Source organism: Flavobacterium daemonense (assembly GCF_007341385.1).
GTDB classification, from domain to species: Bacteria; Bacteroidota; Bacteroidia; order Flavobacteriales; family Flavobacteriaceae; genus Flavobacterium; species Flavobacterium daemonense.
The window spans coordinates 25,351-45,012 of sequence record NZ_VJYD01000019.1 but is presented as its reverse complement, the minus strand read 5'-3'; the positions used below and the strand labels follow the sequence as shown (position 1 = coordinate 45,012).

Genomic DNA, 19,662 nt, shown 5'->3' with positions numbered 1-19,662 from the left:
TTTTTGTTGTCTTTTTTAGGATTTAAACCTATGTTTCTATGTGTTAAAATATTTAATTAAGAATTGATTTTTTCAATTAACTGTTGTAATATCACTTGTCCTTCTTCCCAATATTTTAAATCAGAATCAGAGTTGATGTGTCCTTGCTGACCCACGTTTACAAAATCACTTCCCCATTTTTCCGAAAAATATTGTTTTCTTTCGAAAGAAGCGTAAGGATCATTTTCGCTTGCTACAACGACTGACGGAAATGGCAATTTGTATATAGGCATTGGTGCAAAATTTCGAACAATGTCTGGAGTATGCTGAGGAGAATCTACATCAGCTGGTGCGACTAATAAAGCGCCAACAATATTTTTGTTTGAATGGGTTTCTGCCCAATGCAAGACTAAGGAAACCGCAAGACTGTGCGCAACCAGAATCGTTGGTTCTTCTAATTTAGAAACTTCTTCATTTAGTCGAGAAATCCAGTCTTCGCGAAGCGGTTCGTCCCAATTGTCTTGAACTAAACGGATTGAATTTTTGAATTTTTCGTGCCAAAAGGTCTGCCAGTGTTTCTCTCCAGAATTTCCTAATCCGGGTAAAATCAATAATTGTGTGTCCATTGCCGTGGATTTTAATTGTTTTATTTTTTAGTTTGTTTCTCCTTTAAAATTCGGTTTACCTCGTTGACTAGAAGCGGAAAACCCGGTTCAGTCATGCCGTGACCGTAACCGTCTAATTCATAAAGTTTGGTTTGTGTATGACCAACGAGCTTCATCATGCGTGCCATATAAGCGTTTTCTTCATAACGTCCCAGCATTTCAAGTTCTCTGTCGCCAGTGATCAATAAAAGTGGCGGTGCGTCGGCACGAACGTAATATAGAGGCGCATAGGTATCTATAGTTGGTTGTTTTTCTGGAATCCCATTTTCTCTTCTAATCTCAAAATGCGTGATGCATTGCCCGCTAAACGGAATAAGTCCGGCAATTTTATTGGCATCAATTCCTTCTTTTTGCAGCCATTTTTTATCAAGCCCAGTCATTAACGCCAAATATCCGCCAGCCGAATGCCCAGAAACAAAAATCTGCGAAGCGTCGCCTCCATAATTGGAAATGTTGTTAAAAGTCCAAGCAATTGCAGCTGCAGCATCTTCAATCGCTTTTTCTGCCTTTACTTTCGGCGAAAGCCTGTAATTAACGCCAATAATAGCAAAACCTTTATTTTTTAAAGCTTCCGGAATTTCCTTGCTTCCGCCAGTCAATCCGCCGCCGTGAAACCAAATTATGGTAGCAAAGTTTTTAGTGTTTTTTGGATAATAAATATCTAAAACGCATCTTTCGTTAATATAACTGTCAGATTTGTTTGCTGCTGCGTTGTAATATTGAATATTTGATTTGGTTTCATATTCTGTTTTTTGACCAAACGAAGAAGCAGAAAGGAATAGGAAAGCAAATAAGAGGATTAATTTTTTCATTTTTGGTTTGTTAGAAGTTAAATGTTAAAGGTGAAAAGCATAAACGAAGAGTGTAATCATAGTATCACATTTCGCATCTTACATTTTATCAATTTACATTTCACGCCAAGATATAAAAAAAGTCCAAAATGCTGAACAAATTGGACTCGTACTTTTTAAAAAGCTATATGGAATTAAATATCGTCAAAATCAATATCAGTAAAACTAGATCTTTGTCCTTCAGCTTTATCTGAACCGTATTCTTTTTTAAAATCTTTTTGGTGTCTTTCAGAAATTACTTCTTCGCCTTTGTGGTTCAAGACATATGAAGTCATTTCTTCTAGTATTTCGGCAAAAGCACTAAAATCTTCTTTGTACAAGTAAATTTTGTGTTTTTTAAAATGAAAAGAACCATCTTCTTCAGTAAATTTTTTACTTTCGGTAATCGTGATGTAATAATCGTCAGCTTTAGTAGCTCTCACATCAAAGAAATAAGTTCTTCTTCCTGCGCGTAATACTTTAGAAAAAATCTCTTCTTTTTCTAACATGTCATTTTCTCTCATAATACGTTCTATCATTTTTTGGAATTAATAGTACTCAAAAATCATAAAAAATTATCTATTACACAACATTTAAAGTAATTCTTTTTCCGAAAGTTGTTTTAAATATAACGATGAATAATAGCCTTCCTGATTTATTAATTGATTATGAGAACCTTGTTGAATTATTTTGCCATCTTCTAAAATTATAATCTTATCCGCATTCTTTGCTGACGAAACTCGGTGGCTTACAATAATAGTGGTTTTATTCTTACAAATTTCAAATAAGTTATTTAAGATCGTTTCTTCTGTTTCGGTGTCAACTGCAGAAAGACAATCGTCAAAAAGCAAAATAGCTGGATCTTTAATTATCGCACGCGCAATTGACACACGCTGCTTTTGTCCTCCCGAAAGTGTGATGCCTCGTTCTCCTAAAATAGTGTCATATTGTTTATTAAAGGCAATAATATTATCGTGAACTACAGCATTTTTTGCTGCTTCCATTACTTCTTCATCAGTTGCATTTTGGTTACCGAATTTGATGTTGTTTTTTATTGTATCCGAAAATAAAAAGGCATCTTGAGGTACAATTCCGATGTTATTTCTCAGATCATATAAATTCAAAGTGCTGATTTCGTTTTGGTCAATTGTGATTCTTCCTTCTGTAACATCATACAAACGCGAAATCAAAGATAAAATAGTCGATTTCCCCGAACCAGTTTTACCTAAAATAGCCAATGTTTCTCCGTTTTTAACCGAAAATGTCACATTTTTTAAAGCCTCAATATTGGTATCTTCATAAGTGTAGCTTACATTTTCAAAAGCAATTGAACCCAGAATTTCTGATGAATTTGGATTGTTGTTTTTGATTTCTGGCTGTATTTTCAAAAATTCGTTCAAACGTTTTTGAGACGCTTCGGCTTCTTGAACCATCGATGAAACCCAGCCCAAAGATGCTACCGGCCAAGTCAGCATATTTACGTACAAAATAAATTCGGCAATGGTTCCAATATTCGGAATCGTTCCGTTGATGTACATAACACCTCCAAAATAAATCACAACCAAATTACTTATTCCGATAAGCGCAATCATAAGTGGACCAAATAAAGACTGCACTTTTGCTAAATCCAAACTTTTTCGTTTGCTTTCTTCAGAAAGATCAACCATGTTATTTTGATGCTGATTTTCTAAAGAATAGGCTTTTATAACGCGAATTCCAGAAAATATTTCCTGCGTAAAACTCGAAACTTTTGAAAGATATTGCTGGAACGTGGTGCTTCGTTTGTTGATTTCAGAACTTAATTTAAAAATGCAGTATGAAAGAATTGGCAACGGGAGAATCGTGTACAACGTCAGCAACGGCGAAACATTATACATATATATAATAACGATTGCAAAACGAATAAAAGTGTTGATCGTATACATAACCGCCGGGCCAACATACATACGCACTTTTGAAACGTCCTCGCTGATTCGGTTCATTAAATCGCCAGTACGGTTTTGTTTGTAGAAATTCTGCGAAAGTGTTTCATATTGTTTGAAGACTTCATTTTTTAAATCAAATTCAATATGACGCGACATTACAATTAAAGTCTGGCGCATTAAAAAGGTTAAAAAACCTGCAATAATTGCACTTCCAATGATTAAAAAGACATTATTAATTAAATCTTGTTTGTAGAAATCTCTAATTATCGAAGAGTTTTGGTCTGCTTTTGAGAGTTTTAGAAAGCGTTCGATAACGTCAAAAGAGTGGCTGACTAATTTTGGCGTAAATAAAAAGAAAATTTGTGCGATTATTGTGATTAAAATTCCGAATGAAAAACTGAATTTATATTTGACAAAATATTTATTTAAATAGCTTAACTCTTTCATTTTTTTAAGAAATGTAACATTGAATTGATTTAAAATTATGAATTATTATTAATTAAAATTATAATAAAATGCATTTTAATCAAAACAATTATATTGTAAAATTGTTATTTTAAAGATAAAAAATTAGCACATGTGTATTTTTTAATTATGTTTGAGAAGTCTTTTTGACAAATTCATAATTTTAACTAATTAATACTAGCGCTATGGATGCAACTTTCGCAACTGGAAAGGAACTTCAAAAAATGGATCCTGTTTTTGGTCAATTATCTTTTGACGATCACGAACAAATTGTATTTTGCAATGACAAAGATACAGGTTTAAAAGCAATTATTGGTATTCATAATTCGGTTATGGGGCCAGCTTTAGGAGGTACTAGAATGTGGAATTACAACACCGAATGGGAGGCACTAAACGATGTTTTGCGTCTTTCTAGAGGTATGACTTATAAATCTGCTATTACCGGACTTAATATTGGTGGTGGAAAAGCTGTTATTATTGGTGATGCTAAAACGCAGAAAACGCCTGAGTTGATGCGCAAGTTTGGAGAATTTGTTCACTCTTTAAGCGGAAGATATATTACTGCTGAAGATGTTGGAATGGAGACAAAAGACATGGATACGGTAAGAGATGTAACGCCTTATGTTACAGGAATCTCTGAAGAAAGAGGCGGGTCTGGAAATCCTTCTCCTGTAACTGCTTACGGAGTTTATTTAGGAATGAAAGCAGCTGCTAAAAGTCAGTTTGGTTCTGATGTTTTAGACGGAAAGAAAGTTTTGGTTCAAGGAATTGGTCACGTTGGTGAAGCTTTAGTTGAATATTTGACAAAAGAAGGAGCTAAGGTTACAATTTCTGATATCAATGAAGAAAAATTATATGAAGTTGCTAAAAAATACAACGCGACAATTTATACAGGCGAGGATTTGTATAGTGCTGATGTTGATATTTATGCGCCATGTGCGATGGGAGCAATCATCAATGATAATACAGTAGATAAAATTAAAGCTAAAGTTATTGCTGGTGCAGCAAACAACCAATTGGCAGATGAAAATGTTCACGGTGCAAGATTGCAAGAAAGAGGAATTTTATATGCTCCTGATTTCTTGATCAACGCTGGTGGAATCATCAATGTTTATGCTGAATTAGCAAACTACGGTAAAGCCGAAATCATGAGCAAAACCGAAAATATCTATAACACTACTTTAGAAATTATCAATTATGCTGTGAAGAACGGAATGACAACACATAAAGCGGCGCTTACAATTGCTCAAAATCGTATTGATGCGAGAAAAATTGAAAACGCAGCGAAATAATTAAGTGTTCAGTGTTCACTTTTTTAAGTGTTCAGTGTCAATTTATAGTCTCAGTTTGCAGTTGGTTCTGTAAACTGAGACTTTTTTTATCGGCATATTGTCACTGATCACTAAATACTGATTAACTGATCACTAAAAACAAAATCTGACCACTAAATACTGAAAACTGACCACTAAAACCATGACTTTTTTACGATTTAATTTTAAAATACGCCTTAAAAGTTATATTTTTGCAGACTAATTTTTAAAAGTTCTTACAAGGTGGTAAATAGAAGACACATACGCGTTAAAGTAATGCAATCCATTTATGCAATGCATCAAAGCGGTTCTGATAATATGGAAAAAGAAGAGAAATTTCTTTTTTACAGCATAGATAATATTCAGGACTTATATCTTATAATGCTTTCTTCATTGATTGAAATTTGCAAAAAAGAATCTGTTTATTTGCATCTTTCGAGCAAAAAACACCTTGCAACTGCAGCAGAACGCAACCCGAACGAAAAGTTTGTTAAAAACAAAATTTTTCAACTTCTTGCCGAAAGCAACTCTCTTAGTATTGCTTTAGAAACTCGTAAAATCAACAACTGGTCTTTAAACGACGATTATATCATTTTACTTTTAAATGATATTAAAGCAAGTGATATTTACAAAAAATACATGAGCAACAATGTGAACACATTTGAAGAAGACAGACAATTTATAATTGATTTGTTTGAAAATGTTATTGTTCCGAATGAAAAATTATACGAATATCTTGAAGATGATAAACTAACTTGGGTTGATGATATTCCGGTTGTTAATACACATATCATCAAACAATTGAAAGCAATCAAAACAGAAGATCCAGATGCTTTTAGAGTTCCGAAATTATACAAAGATGTTGAAGATAAGGATTTTGCAAAAGACTTATTCAGACGTACTGTTTTGAATGAAGCTGTTCTTGCAAAAGAATATGACGATAAAACGCCAAATTGGGACAGCGAACGTATTGCAGAAATTGATACGATTATCTTGAAAATGGCAATCTGCGAATTTTTGAAATTCCCTTCAATTCCAGTAAAAGTTACGCTTAACGAATATTTAGAAATCGCAAAAGAATATTCTACACCAAAAAGTAGTATTTTTATCAACGGAATTTTAGATAACCTTGTAAAAGAACTTGAAGCCAATAAAAAAATGGTAAAAGTAGGAAGAGGGTTGATGTAATTTTAGAAGAAATTCAATAAAAAAATATATTAATATAAATCAAAAACAGAATTTAAATTATGGGACAATTATCTCAATTTGCACCGTTTCTTTTAATGTTTGTGGTAATCTATTTCTTCATGATCAGACCACAGCAAAAAAGAGCAAAAAACGAAAAAGAATTTGAAAGCAACCTAAAAGTAGGTGATAAAATAATTACAAAAAGTGGTTTTCACGGTAAAATTGTTGAGCTTGCAGAAACTACAGTTGTAATCGAAACAATGTCTGGAAAATTAAAATTAGAGCGTTCTGCGATTTCTTTAGAATTGAGCGCTACTTTGAATAAAAAAGCTTAATTTTTTTAAGATTTTCAATTTAAAAATCCCAAATTCCGAATGGAATTTGGGATTTTTTTGTTTGCGAATCGACGAATTGTATGTCTTTGCGAGGAACGAAGCAATCTCACGATGCTTATCACGAGTGCTTATTTTATTGTGGTTGATTCGTTCCTCGCAATGACTTTAAAGCGTAAATAAAAACCTTTGTCAAAGTTTTAAACTTTGACAAAGGTCTCTTCTCTATTGGAGTTTGGAATTTAAAAAATTGAAAATTTAATTACCTGTATTTATCATTCAATCCTTTATTCTCCAAAATCATCGGAATCACTTTCTCGATTCTTGAAAGCTTTGTTTTTTCCTGTTTTGCAGTTTCAATATATTCCAGAAACTCATATTGTTTGTAAGGAGAAAATTTTTCGAATGCCTCTTTTAAAGCTGGATTTTGAGTCATTTCTTTCTCAAGAAGTTCAGAAACAATCGCTTCTTTTTTCGAAGGTTTGATGACTTTTCCTTGTTTTTCGTTTTCAATTGCTTCTAAAATATACTCAAGAACTTCTTTTTCATTTACTTCTTCTTTTGAGGTAAAACGCCATTGACGCATCGATTTTGTTTTGTCTTCTTGCGCATTGATCAGTCGTTTTTTTTCATCTTTCAGAAATACACCATTTAGAAACCAAATCGCAAAATAATTTTTAAAACCGCCAATTCCGATAACATTTTTGTTGTTATAAACATAAATTGGACCTCCCCATTTTATGGTTTCGACCAGTTCTGTTTTGTCAATAATTGATTTCAGAAAAAGAAGTTCTTCTTCCCATTGATTGACTTTATCCCAAACATGTTTTTTATCAGAATTCGTTTCCACTTTATCTTCTTTTAGGTTTTTCAGTAGTATCAAAAATTCCTGGAGTAGCCGTTAATTCAGCAATTTTCACGATAACTTCGGTTGCTTTCTGGATGCTTTCTGCAGGAACATATTCGTATTTTCCGTGGAAGTTGTGTCCGCCAGCAAAAATGTTCGGACAAGGCAATCCCATAAATGATAATTGAGAACCGTCAGTTCCGCCACGAATAGGTTTAATAATCGGTTTTATATTTAATTCACGCATTGCTTTTTCGGCAATATCAACAATATATTTTACAGGCAAAACCTTTTCTTTCATATTGTAATATTGGTCTTTTACTTCAGCAATTACGATGTCTTCACCAAATTTCTTTGCAAACTTTTTGTTGAATTGTTTAGTGATTTTATGAATCAGTTCTTTTCGTTTTTCGAATTTCTTTTTGTTGTGATCGCGGATAATCAATTCTAAAACCGTTTCTTCAATATTTCCTTTAATATGATGAACGTGAAAAAAACCTTCGTAACCTTTAGTTTCTTGTGGTGTTTCTCCTTTTGGAAGCTCGTTGATGAATTCATTTGCCAAAAGCATCGAATTAATCATTTTTCCTTTGGCATAACCCGGATGAACGCTTTTTCCTTTGAAAGTGATTTTAGCTCCAGCCGCATTGAAATTTTCATATTCTAATTCGCCAATCTGGCTTCCATCCATAGTGTAAGCCCATTGCGCGCCAAATTTTTCAACATCAAAATGGTGTGCACCGCGTCCGATTTCTTCATCAGGAGTAAAACCAACTCTGATTTTCCCGTGTTTGATTTCAGGGTGTTGCACAAGGTATTCCATTGCCGAAACAATTTCGGTAATTCCGGCCTTATCATCGGCACCTAATAAAGTTGTTCCGTCAGTAGTAATTATGGTTTGACCTTTGTATAAAAGTAGATCTTTAAAGTAATCTGGAGATAGAATGATGTTTTTTTCAGCATTTAGAACAATATCTTTTCCGTCGTAATTTTCAACAATCTGAGGTTTTACGTTTGCTCCGCTGAAATCGGGAGAAGTATCAAAATGAGAAACAAATCCAATTGTAGGCACCTCATGATCAACATTGCTTGGCAAAGTTGCCATAATGTATGCTTTATCGTCTATGGTAACATCTTGCAAGCCAATAGCTTTTAAATCATCGACTAGTTTGTTGGCAAGATTCCATTGTTTTTCTGTACTTGGAGTAGTTTGTGAATTTGGATCTGATTCAGTATCAATAGTTACATAACTGATAAAACGATCTATAATATGTTGCATTTTTTTGTTTTTTTAGCAAATATAGAAATTTTTTTCTGCCAGAAAATTTAGCTTTCAATATCTGAATTAATAAAAAAAGGGATTCATTACGAATCCCTTTCTGATTATTTTAAGTTTGTTATTTGCTTTTTACACATCTAAAACCGACATGGTTAGCAGCAGATCTAATTTCGCCTTTCCCTCTTGTTCCCACCATGTAACGAGTACAATATTGGTCTGTACATAAAAACGAACCGCCACGGTGAACTCGTTTTACTTCGCTTGGATCACTAGGGTCATAATACGCACTTGGCCCCTGCGGATTTTTTGCTACTTCACCGCTTTCAGCCAAAGTTTTATAATAATCAACGCTGTACCAGTCATTAACCCATTCCCAAACATTTCCCGCCATATCATATAAACCATAACCGTTTGGCGCAAATTGAGCCGTAGGAGCAATTCCTTTAAAGCCATCTTCGCCTGTATCGCCATCTTTTATAGGAAAGTGACCTTGGTAAATGTTAGCCTGAAATTTACCGTTAGGTTTTAATGAATTTCCCCAAGCGTATAAATTGCCTGTTTTGCCACCACGAGCAGCAAATTCCCATTCTGCTTCAGTTGGAAGTCTTTTTCCAGCCCATTTTGCGTAAGCTGCAGCATCTTCATAAACAACATGTACAACAGGATATTTTTCTTTTCCTTTAATAGTACTCTGCGGACCTTCTGGATGTCTCCAATCTGCGCCTGGTTCATAACGCCACCATTGCAAGAAATTATTCAAATTAACTGCCGAAGGCGTAGGAGTAAAGACAACAGAACCTGTAACCAAATCTTCTTCGCTTGCTGTTGGAAACTCTTCTTTGGTTGGTTTTTGTTCTGCAACCGTTACGTAGCCAGTTGCTTTAACAAATTTTTCAAATTCTTCGTTGGTAACTTCGGTTTGGTCCATATAATAACCATCAACATAAACACGATGAATAGGAGCAGCATCTTTTGTGACACCTTTTATGCTGCACAAACTTTCATCTTCAACATTTGATCCCATCGAAAATTCGCCACCCGGAATCCATACCATGCCTTTTGGAGCTTTCCCGGCTGGTTTGTCTTTGTTTTCGATAGTGGGCTTAAAGGCAGATGCTTCTGATGTATTTGGAGTTTCGGCACAATCCATTGCGACTGGTTTTTCTTTTTTTGGAACCACTAATTTAGTGTATCCAAAAGAAGCAATCGAAATAATTAAAAGCGTCAGAAGTGCAAATATCCAATAGGTTTTATTTTTCATTATAATAGTTTTAAATGTAGTGGTTGTGAATAGCGTGATAAAATTATAAAAATAACATCACATAAGTCTATTTATTTTATAGAATTTATAGGATAGTTAATTTTAGCTATCTTTTTCAACCGAAACAACTTCATATTTGTCTTTTCCATCAACTTGTACAGGCTGATAATAGGTTTCGCCGAATTTCACATATTTTACATCACCAATGGTAACTTCTTCGCCTCCTTCAGGTAAATTTTCCACGATTGTTCCTGCTGTTGGTGCTACCACGGTATATTTGCCGCCATCTTTTTCATAATAGGTTCCACCGTAATAGTAATTATTTACGGTTCCTGTGTTTACAGTTTCGGCGCCGCTTGGAATATTATTTACTGTACCTCCAACTGGTGCAGGAACAGCCGTATAGCCTCCGCTTGTTGAAGAGTACCAAACTCCTTGATCATAATGATATTTCTGGTTTTCGACACTAACAATAATTGCAGTCGTTGCTAAGGTTGCAACAAAAAATCCCCACGGATGCCAAACTGGCCCCCAATAAAATGGTCTGTAAGGACGAGGATAATAAGGATGGTAGCAATTATATCTATAACCGCCATATCGATAAGGAGGGCGAGCATAAGGTCTAACCCCTGGTCTAACGATTGTGTTTCGATTGTTGCGGACATGAACGCTGTTGTTAACGTTAATATTGACATTATTTCTGTTTCTATTAACGGTATTGCCGCTGATATTTCTGTTTCCAGAATTATTAATTCTGTTTCCGTTGTTTTTATTTATGCCATTGCCGTTGTTGTTTCGAAGATTTGAAGCAGTTCCACCATTGATTTTCGTTCCGCCATTGTTTGCTCCCGGACGCGATACAGCAGGTCTTGACTGGGCAGCAGGTCTTGAATTAATTGTTGGTCTGGCTTCTCTAGCAGGTCTAGATTGTCTCATTTGTCCGCCTCCGCCTCCGCCATGAAGACCTCCGCCACCACGAGCTCCACCACCTCCAGCGCCATGAAAACCACCACGGCCGCGTTGCGCAAAACCGTCAACAGAAACCATAAAAAGTGATCCCACGAAAAGTATACAAATCGTTTTTCTTAATGTTTTGGATATATTTTTCATTTTCAGAGTTTTAGTTTTATAAAGTTATTAAAAAAAAAGATTTATTATAAAAATTTAACGATTTTTCAGTTCTATTATAATGAAATGTCCCATTGAATTCTAAAGCGCCAACCTTGCTCTAAGGGCAAAGTTTTATCCTGAAAACTAAAATAACTGACTTCAGATGTTAGTTTGTTTTTATGACCGTTAAAAAACCAGTTAAAAGCAATAGTTGTTTCATCCTGCAGGTTTTCTCTAATCGAATTATCAGGACGGTAAGCGGCATGTCTTGCGGCCATTTCAAGATCTTTTGGCCACCAAGTAAAAGCATTATGAAAAAAATACCCAGCCTGAACGTAATAACCTTTCAATGTTGAGGTATCATCATTGTTTAATTTATCGATGATTTGTTTTGTGTGCCATTCACTTTGCCATGAAAACCCGCGATACATAAAAGCGCTTTCGAGATTCCATTGATTGACACGATATTGTCCGGGCAATCCGTTTTCATAACCTTCTAAAGAGCCTCCACCGGATTGTGAAAATCGGGTATAAGGGCTTCGATTCGTTAATGCTGAAAAGGCAATAATTGGTGTTGGTTTTTCGTGAAATTCTAAATCACTTCCTTCAAAATCGAGAAATCTTCCCAGAAAATTCCATTGAGCGCGTCCAAAATACATTAGGTTTCCATCGTCGTTTGCCGAGTTTCCTCGTCCGGTTCCTGTAAGTGCTGCAGCCCAATAATTAAAATCGGCAATTCCGGCGCCTTTTAGATGTCCGTAAACTTCAACCCCCATTTGTCGGTCGGCAGTAAAAGGACGGTTAATTAAGGAACGGTCAACAGTTTGCTGTTCGCCGCTGCTTATAAAACGTTCTCTGGTATATTCTACTTTCCATTGCCCGGCTTTAAAACTAAGCCATTCCCATTTTTCAACCATAATTCTAAAATCCAATAAATTAGATTGGCTGAGTTCATATTCCCAATAATATTTTAACCAAGGTTGAAAAGCATGTCCGCCCACTTTTAATCTGGCTCGGTTGATTTTAAAAGTTGTTTTTGTATCCTGACTGTAATCGTCATACGTTAGCGGATCTGTATCGTTTGGTGTTGAAAATCGAAATTGAAGACGGCTTTGCAATTGAAAAAGAAATTTGTTGTCTCTTGTTCTTAGTTCGATTCCTTTTTTTCCGTAGCTGACATTGATCAGTTTTGTGGTATCTTTTTGCTTTTCTTTTTCTTCGAGCTGCGCCATTCCATTAAAACCAATTAAAAGCAATAAAGATGTCAAAAGAAGTTTTGAAATCGAAACAGTTTTATTTGTCTTGTATAAATACATAATTGGTTTTTAAGTGTTTATTTTCGTCCAAAGTTTTTTGCAATTCCTAAACCAATTCCCCAGCTGTCATAAGCGTTCCATTTAAAATCATAGCTAAAAGTTCCAAAAACTTCCCAGCCTTTTGGCATTTCATAACCGTATTCGACTCCGGCTCTGGTTAAAAAATAATCTTCTTCTTTTGCAAATTCTCCACCAAATCCTAGTAGAAAGCTCCAGTGTTCATTTGGTTTATAAATTCCCATTACAGCGGGCGCAATTGGGTAGCTTCTTTCAACGGTTTCTTTGTCGCCGCCGCTTTCCAGATTTTTTTCGACTTTGAATTTTTCGACAATAAAATCAGTATGAAGACCAATTGCCCATTTTTCGTGAAATTGAAAAGTATAATCCAAACCCCAAGCCGGAAGACTTAAAGCTTCCCGATTTCCTTCATCATCTCTGCCTTCAAAAACATGAACGTGATTTATGGAAAGACCTAATTGATGATGCGGATGAAAAGCTTTTTCTTCGTTTTCTTGAGCGCTGATTTTGTTTGAAAAAACGCAGATCAAACAAAACGCTGCTATTTGCAAAATGTCTTTTTTATGATAAAAAGTGTTGCTTAACATTTTTTGAATACTACTGTTTTACAAATAAAAAGAGGTATTTCTGTCCGTTTTACTGTTCATTAAATACCTCTTTTTTATATTAATTGATTTTTAATCTCTTCCCATAGCTCTTTTAGCTTCGTTGTTCAAGTCCGTATATTCAATTTTTCCAACACTGACTCCGACACCAATAATTTCTCCGCCTTTGAAAGTACCTGGAGTTTTGTATTCTTTACTAACAGAATCGCCACTATCAAAACCAACGCAAAGTCCGTCTCCTGCAAGAGTAAATTTACCAGATTGTGTTCTCATTGGTCCAGAAGCCACTTCTTTTCCGTCAATATAAAGTTTCATTTGTCCAAGAGATTCGCCGTTTGGACCTGCTTTTTCTCTGGTAAATTCCATACCAAAAACATGTTTTCCGGCAGTGATTGGCACATTTGAAGTGAATTTTTGCTCAGGCGAAATTCCTAAGAAATTATAGACATAGTTTAATTTTTTGTCTTTAATAAATAAAGTATGACCTCCAAAACGGGATCCATGTGCAAAAATTACTCCCGAAGCGTTGGCATCTTTTATGTCAACATCGGCCAAAATTTTATAAGAGCGTCCTCGAACATTTACCGCGACTCCTTCTGGTACTGCTCCCGTTCCAGGATAATATTTGTAAAGATCACGAGGCGCTTCAGAGGTTGGTCTTTCAATACCTAATTGTTCAACTGCTGTACGGTCATCTAACGGCAGTACAAGGTTTTTGGCAGCTTCATCATTCCAGTCTTTAATAAGTTCTTTTAATTTATCTGGATATTTTTTTGCTAAATTGTTTACTTCTGCACGGTCAACATCAGTATTGTAAAGTTCCCATTCATCTTTGTCAAAATTTCCTTTTCCGGTCAATGGCGCGTGCAACGCAACTGCTTTCCAACCGTCTTTCCATAAAGCGCGGCTTCCTAACATTGCAAAATACTGAATGTGTTTTTGTGTTTTTGTATTTGGAGTAGCATCAAAAGTATAACGCATCGAAACTCCAGATAAAGGATATTGAGGAACGCCGCGATATACTTTTGGCATTTCAAGTCCGCAGATGTCGAGAATTGTTGGCACAATATCAGTAGAATGATGGAACTGATCTCTAACTTCGCCTTTGGCTTTTATTCCTTTTGGCCATGAAATTACAAGAGGATCACAAGTTCCTCCGGCATATTCGCTGTATCTTTTAAACATTTTGAACGGAGTAGAAAATGCTGCAGCCCAGCCAGTAGGATAATGTTCATAAGTATCAGGGCTTCCTAATTTATCGATGTATTTTAAATTTTCTTTTAATTCATCAGGATAGCCGTTAAAGAATTTGTTTTCATTTACAGATCCCGTTGGCGAACCTTCACCTGAAGCTCCATTATCGGCGGCATAAATTACAACCGTATTTTCTAATTGGCCAGTTTGTTGTAAGTAATCAATTATACGACCAACTTGAGCATCAGTATATTCAGAGAAACCGGCATAAACTTCTGCTAGTCTAGAAAATAATTTCTTTTCGTCTGGACTTAATTTATTCCAATCTAAAACTTCGTCACCCGGATTTGAAACACCCGGAGGAAGCGGATTGAAATTTGCATATTCAGTGCCTTTTGGAATTATTCCTTTGGCAATCATACGAGGCAATACCCATTTGCGGTAAGCATCATAACCTCCATCAAATTTTCCTTTGTATTTTGCAATATATTCTTCTGGAGCATGATGCGGAGCATGGTTAGCACCCGGACAATACCACATGTACCAAGGTTTAGATGGATTAGTTGCTTTTTGATCTTTAAGAAACTCTAAGGCATGGTCTGCTAAATCTTTGGATAAGTGATAACCTTCTTCTGGCGTTGCAGGTGGTTCAACAAAATGGTTGTCTTCTGTCAAATCAGGATACCACTGATTGGTTTCTCCGCCAAGAAATCCGTAGTAGCGGTCAAATCCCATTTGCAAAGGCCATGTGCTTCGATCACCTCCTGCGGCAACATCTTGCTCAGGAACGTTGTGATCTTTTCCTATCCAAAAAGTGCTCCATCCATTGTCTTGAAGTACTTGACCAATAGTTGCGGCTTGTTTTGGCAGTCTTCCGCTTCCGCCGGGAAAACCAGCAGCAGCTTCCGTAATGGCGGCCATTCCGTTAAGGTGGTGATTTCTTCCTGTCAATAATGTTGATCTTGTAGGAGAACACAAAGCTGTCGTATGCCATTGCGTATAAGTAAGTCCGTTATCGGCTAATCGTTGCATGGTTGGCATATTGATAGCTCCTCCATAAGGCGACCAAGCGGCAAGCCCGGTATCATCATATAAAATAAATAAAATATTTGGAGATCCTTCGGGTGCTTTTTTTGGAGAGTAAGGCGCCCAGTCTTCTTTTGAATCACGCACATCTAAGGCTATTTTTCCATGAAAAGTTTCCTTAGTTACCTGTTGGGGATCTGCTTGGGCAGCTAATTTCGAAATCATACTTGAGAACAAGCAGAGAATCAATAAAAAAAAGCTTTTTTTAAGTAATGTAATGTTGGCGGCTTTCATAATTTTAAAATGTTAGTTATAAAATTCTGTATGATATTACTTTTTGAAATTTTGGATAAAACTTTACTAAGCGTAAAAATTTTCTTAAATAGCTCAAAATTAAGTAATAAAAATCCGAAGCGGTTTTAGTAAAAGCCTTGAAGTTGTTTCATTTTATAATTTGCAACGTTAAAATGAGCACTTTGAAACAGAATTTTTTAGTTATAAGATGCGTTTCTCTTTTGTAGAAATTAAAATTGATCAGAAAAACTCTTGTAATTTGTTTGGTGTAAAAAGCACCTTTTTAAACTATAATATTTAAATTTGCATCCGAAAAACAACACAACAAAATTCTTATGTATAAATTGATAATTCGTCCGATACTTTTTTGGTTTGATCCAGAAGAAGTGCATTACTTTACTTTTTCATTTGTAAAATTCATCTCAAAAATCCCAGGAGTTTCATCAATTATAAGAGCAATTTATGAAGTAAAAGATGCTCGTTTAGAGCGAGAAGTTTTCGGAATTAAATTCAAAAATCCAGTTGGGCTTGCGGCAGGATTTGATAAAGATGCTAAACTATATAAAGAACTTGGAGATTTTGGCTTTGGTTTCATCGAAATTGGAACGGTAACGCCAGTTGGTCAAGAAGGAAATCCTAAAAAACGTTTATTTCGTTTGAAAGAAGATCAAGCGATTATTAACCGAATGGGTTTTAACAACGGCGGTGTGATTGAAGCCGTAGAACGTTTGAAAAAGAATTCGGGTGTTTTGATTGGTGGAAATATTGGAAAAAATAAAGTGACGCCAAACGAAAATGCCGTTGATGATTATATCATTTGTTTTGACGCCTTATTTGATCATGTTGATTATTTTGTAGTGAATGTAAGTTCACCAAATACACCAAATTTAAGAGCGCTTCAAGATAAAGAACCTTTAACCGCGTTATTGCAGACATTGCAGGACAGAAATGTTGAAAAGCAAAAAACAAGCACTCAAAAAGTAAAACCAATTCTTTTGAAAATTGCCCCAGACTTGACAGACGAGCAATTATTAGATATTATTGATATTGTAAAAACAACGCAAATTGCGGGCGTAATTGCAACAAATACTACGATTTCTAGAGACGGATTACAATCTCAAAACCAATCTGAAATAGGTGGTTTGTCTGGAAAACCATTGACGAAACGTTCTACAGAAGTGATTCGTTTTCTTTCAGAAAAAAGCAACAAAGCTTTCCCGATTATTGGAGTAGGAGGAATTCATTCTGCCGATGATGCGATCGAAAAACTAAATGCAGGTGCAAGTTTAGTACAATTGTACACAGGTTTTATTTATGAAGGTCCAGCTTTGATAAAAGCAATCAACAAAAAGGTTTTAGCTCAATTGTAAAAGAAGCGCCTGGATAATAAGTCCGGTTGCGATTGCGATTCCAAAACTAATTAAAGTTCCAATCATTACATATTCAGTAAGTTTTCTGTCTTTGGCTTCTTTTAGATCTCCAAATCTAAAAATAGATTTTGCAGCCAATAAAAATCCGATTGCTTCAAAGTGATTGGTCAAAATAAAGCAAACAATAAGCAGACGCTCTAATATGCCAATGTAATTTCCTGCATTGGCAAGCGAATTATCCTGCTGGCTGTTCTGGCTTTCTGGACTCCAAATTGAAATAATGGTTTTGATGAAAATAGAAACCGGTTTTGTGACGAACAAAAAGCCCGTAAACAGAATCCAAAATTCATTATTCTCCCAAAAATAAACGATATTTTTATTTTCATAAACAAGCACAACGGCAATTAAAACTAGAATATGTGCAATTTGATCAACGACAAACCAAGTGCGTTTGGTTTTCTTTTTTTGAAAATTCAGTTTGATCAAGTCAATAATTCCATGCGAAAATGCAATAAAAACAGCATAAGGGATAAAGCGGATTTCTCCCGCTAAGACTGCGGACAAAACACCGTGAAGCGCTATGTGAACATATAAGTAAATACTTTTATGTTTTTTAATTTCTTTATCAGCAACCCACGAGTTTGGCTGCCAGATAAAATCACCTAATAAATGTGCTAAAAGCAGTTTTACGAATAAAATCATGGGGCAATTTGTTTTATTTGTTTTCTAAAATATCGGTCTAAATTTGTGACTAAGTCAAATTGAGCACGTTTTTGTCTTCGGCTTACGGCAGCTTGATTAATGCCTAATTTCTGTCCTATTTCTTCCTGAGACAACTTTGGGTTTTCGATGGCGACGGCAACAAATTCCGCCGATTGCACCAGCCAGCTGTCCATAAAAGTCAGAGCCAACCGAATTATTAAATTCAGTTTTTCGTCAAAATCAAGATTACCAGTTCGCAAAGCAAGAGTCAGTTTTTGCTTTTTTAAAGTTTCAAAAAGCTCCCCTGAATTAATAAAAGCTGATCCGTTACTTTCGGATATTTTTTCGGCATTATGTGTTTTGTCGCCAAAACCAATACTCATTCGGGCATCTAATTTTATAGCTTTCAAATGTGCTTTGATCAAAATAGCGGCAAGTAAAGCTTCTTCAGGATTCTTTATTTCGATTTGAAATTCATCGCCTCTATAAATTTCCCATTGACTTGGCGTTTCGCCAAACGGAGCTAGGATTTTTTTCAAACCTTCAACCCAATCTTTCGATTTTTGCTGTCTTGAGCCAATAATGTCGCCTGTAATTACACTAGTCATAACCAAATATAATTAAAAAATAATAAATTTTCTATTACAAATATACGGAATAAAATTTATTATTACGTTTTTAGGTAATATTTTTAGTTATTACGTTTTTAGGTAATATTTTTAGTTATTACGTTTTTAAGTAATTATTTGTATTATTGCAGTTTTGCGTAATCATTCATGTAGCGTATCGTAGAGGCGCACAGCAGTGCGTCTATACAAAGAGAATCTACTATATTGGAAAAAGAATGCGTTTTCTAACGAATATTGCCAAGTTAGTTTTAAATGAACTTACATTCCTTATATGGTTTCAAAAACATAATTTTTATTTCTTTAAAAAAGAAACTAACTTAGCCTTTACAAAAGAAAAAGTTTTGAATAAAGAAATCAAGATTATCGAATGTCCGCGAGATGCTATGCAAGGCATCAAGGATTTTATTCCAACAAAAAACAAGGTTACTTATATTCAGGCATTGCTTCGTGTAGGTTTTGATACCATTGATTTTGGAAGTTTTGTTTCTCCAAAAGCAATTCCGCAAATGCAGGATACCGCCGAAGTTTTGGCACAACTTGATCTTTCTCAGACTTCAAGCAAATTGCTTTCTATTATTGCCAATACACAAGGCGCGGCTTTGGCATCAGAATTTGAATCTATTCAATATTTAGGATTTCCTTTTTCGATATCCGAAAATTTTCAGATGCGTAATACGCATAAAACCATCGCCGAATCTTTAGTGACTTTAGAAGAAATTCTAAACATTGCCGATAAAAAAAACAAAGAAGTGGTGACCTATCTTTCAATGGGTTTTGGAAATCCCTACGGAGATCCTTGGAATATTGAAATAGTAGGCGAGTGGACCGAAAAATTGGCCGGCATGGGCGTTAAAATTCTATCGCTTTCAGATACTGTAGGAAGTTCAACGCCAGAAGTCATAACCTATCTTTTCTCTAATTTGATTCCGAAATACCCTCATATTGAGTTTGGTGCGCATTTGCATACCACTCCAGAAACCTGGTTCGAAAAAATTGATGCGGCGGCAAAAGCAGGCTGTACCCGTTTTGACGGTGCAATTCAAGGATTTGGTGGCTGCCCGATGGCAACAGATAAATTGACGGGAAATATGCCGACGGAAAAACTGGTTTCATATTTTACAGCCAATAAAAAAATAACGGGACTCAATTCTTTAAGTTTCGAAAGCGCTTATAACGAGGCTTCAAAATTATTTGGTAAGTTTCATTAATAAGTAATTATATTTTACTTACTTTAGATCATGGTTGCGACTATAAAAGTTTGCATTTATTATTGATATAAAATTTGTGATGAAACACAGCTTTTCAAATAAAATTTCA

Annotated in this window: 18 protein-coding genes; 5 read left to right on the top strand and 13 right to left on the bottom strand. The window is 35.2% G+C overall.

The features are described 5' to 3' along the window. Nucleotides 1-56 precede the first annotated feature (56 nt). From FND99_RS18620 to FND99_RS18605, 4 genes are all read right to left on the bottom strand, one after another. Entirely contained in the window at nucleotides 57-605 is a 549-nt protein-coding gene (locus tag FND99_RS18620; RefSeq protein ID WP_144339440.1) for an RBBP9/YdeN family alpha/beta hydrolase, read from the bottom strand. 20 nt (nucleotides 606-625) lie between these two features. After that, nucleotides 626-1,456 (bottom strand): alpha/beta hydrolase, encoded by an 831-nt coding sequence (locus FND99_RS18615; RefSeq protein ID WP_144339439.1) that lies wholly within the window; start codon nucleotides 1,454-1,456, stop codon nucleotides 626-628. Between the two features lie 173 nt (nucleotides 1,457-1,629). Continuing rightward, nucleotides 1,630-1,998 (bottom strand): PUR family DNA/RNA-binding protein, encoded by a 369-nt coding sequence (locus tag FND99_RS18610; protein WP_144339475.1) that lies wholly within the window; start codon nucleotides 1,996-1,998, stop codon nucleotides 1,630-1,632. 69 nt (nucleotides 1,999-2,067) lie between these two features. Beyond that, a complete protein-coding gene (locus FND99_RS18605) occupies nucleotides 2,068-3,846 on the bottom strand; it encodes an ABC transporter ATP-binding protein (protein WP_144339438.1) in 1,779 nt (592 codons plus the stop codon). Between the two features lie 203 nt (nucleotides 3,847-4,049). Here FND99_RS18605 and FND99_RS18600 point away from each other — a divergent pair, with 203 nt between their 5' ends. The 3 genes from FND99_RS18600 to yajC all read left to right on the top strand — a co-directional run bounded on the left by FND99_RS18600 (nucleotide 4,050) and on the right by yajC (nucleotide 6,697). Continuing rightward, nucleotides 4,050-5,156 carry a Glu/Leu/Phe/Val family dehydrogenase gene (locus FND99_RS18600; RefSeq protein ID WP_144339437.1) on the top strand — a complete coding sequence of 369 codons (1,107 nt, stop codon included), beginning with the start codon at nucleotides 4,050-4,052 and terminating at the stop codon, nucleotides 5,154-5,156. Nucleotides 5,157-5,450: 294 nt separating this feature from the next. Continuing rightward, entirely contained in the window at nucleotides 5,451-6,362 is a 912-nt protein-coding gene (nusB, locus tag FND99_RS18595; RefSeq protein ID WP_144339474.1) for a transcription antitermination factor NusB, read from the top strand. A gap of 59 nt (nucleotides 6,363-6,421) precedes the next feature. Further along, the gene (gene yajC / locus FND99_RS18590) at nucleotides 6,422-6,697 is read left to right on the top strand and encodes a preprotein translocase subunit YajC (protein WP_144339436.1); all 276 of its coding nucleotides are present in this window, start codon (nucleotides 6,422-6,424) and stop codon (nucleotides 6,695-6,697) included. Nucleotides 6,698-6,956: 259 nt separating this feature from the next. Here the strand turns inward: yajC and FND99_RS18585 are convergent, their stop codons facing one another. The 7 genes from FND99_RS18585 to FND99_RS18555 form a co-directional block, all read right to left on the bottom strand. After that, nucleotides 6,957-7,544 carry a YdeI/OmpD-associated family protein gene (locus tag FND99_RS18585; protein ID WP_144339435.1) on the bottom strand — a complete coding sequence of 196 codons (588 nt, stop codon included), beginning with the start codon at nucleotides 7,542-7,544 and terminating at the stop codon, nucleotides 6,957-6,959. A 1-nt stretch (nucleotide 7,545) separates the two neighbouring features. After that, complete coding sequence (gene pepT / locus FND99_RS18580; protein WP_144339434.1) at nucleotides 7,546-8,820, bottom strand: peptidase T; 1,275 nt, start codon at nucleotides 8,818-8,820, stop codon at nucleotides 7,546-7,548. Between the two features lie 118 nt (nucleotides 8,821-8,938). Further along, complete coding sequence (locus tag FND99_RS18575) at nucleotides 8,939-10,081, bottom strand: formylglycine-generating enzyme family protein (protein ID WP_144339433.1); 1,143 nt, start codon at nucleotides 10,079-10,081, stop codon at nucleotides 8,939-8,941. 102 nt (nucleotides 10,082-10,183) lie between these two features. Then, nucleotides 10,184-11,191 (bottom strand): DUF6515 family protein, encoded by a 1,008-nt coding sequence (locus tag FND99_RS18570; protein ID WP_144339432.1) that lies wholly within the window; start codon nucleotides 11,189-11,191, stop codon nucleotides 10,184-10,186. Between the two features lie 74 nt (nucleotides 11,192-11,265). Continuing rightward, nucleotides 11,266-12,507 carry an OprO/OprP family phosphate-selective porin gene (locus FND99_RS18565; protein ID WP_144339431.1) on the bottom strand — a complete coding sequence of 414 codons (1,242 nt, stop codon included), beginning with the start codon at nucleotides 12,505-12,507 and terminating at the stop codon, nucleotides 11,266-11,268. 17 nt (nucleotides 12,508-12,524) lie between these two features. Beyond that, nucleotides 12,525-13,112, bottom strand: a complete 588-nt coding sequence (locus FND99_RS18560) for a hypothetical protein (protein ID WP_144339430.1) — start codon at nucleotides 13,110-13,112, stop codon at nucleotides 12,525-12,527. A gap of 90 nt (nucleotides 13,113-13,202) precedes the next feature. Continuing rightward, on the bottom strand, nucleotides 13,203-15,644 hold the full coding sequence (locus FND99_RS18555; protein ID WP_211356644.1) for an arylsulfatase: 2,442 nt from the start codon (nucleotides 15,642-15,644) through the stop codon (nucleotides 13,203-13,205). A gap of 335 nt (nucleotides 15,645-15,979) precedes the next feature. Between FND99_RS18555 and FND99_RS18550 the strand changes: the two genes are divergently transcribed. Further along, entirely contained in the window at nucleotides 15,980-17,014 is a 1,035-nt protein-coding gene (locus tag FND99_RS18550) for a quinone-dependent dihydroorotate dehydrogenase (protein ID WP_144339429.1), read from the top strand. Here the strand turns inward: FND99_RS18550 and FND99_RS18545 are convergent. Together FND99_RS18545 and FND99_RS18540 are read right to left on the bottom strand one after the other, a co-directional pair. Next, nucleotides 17,000-17,716, bottom strand: a complete 717-nt coding sequence (locus FND99_RS18545) for a DUF3307 domain-containing protein (protein WP_144339428.1) — start codon at nucleotides 17,714-17,716, stop codon at nucleotides 17,000-17,002. The two genes, FND99_RS18550 and FND99_RS18545, sit on opposite strands and share 15 nt — an antisense overlap. Then, nucleotides 17,713-18,324 (bottom strand): RNA polymerase sigma factor sigma-70 region 4 domain-containing protein, encoded by a 612-nt coding sequence (locus tag FND99_RS18540; protein ID WP_144339427.1) that lies wholly within the window; start codon nucleotides 18,322-18,324, stop codon nucleotides 17,713-17,715. Before FND99_RS18540 ends, FND99_RS18545 begins: the two co-directional genes overlap by 4 nt. A 362-nt stretch (nucleotides 18,325-18,686) precedes the next feature. On the opposite strand from FND99_RS18540, the gene FND99_RS18535 reads away from it, so the two are divergent. Then, complete coding sequence (locus FND99_RS18535) at nucleotides 18,687-19,553, top strand: hydroxymethylglutaryl-CoA lyase (protein ID WP_144339426.1); 867 nt, start codon at nucleotides 18,687-18,689, stop codon at nucleotides 19,551-19,553. Nucleotides 19,554-19,662 lie beyond the last annotated feature (109 nt).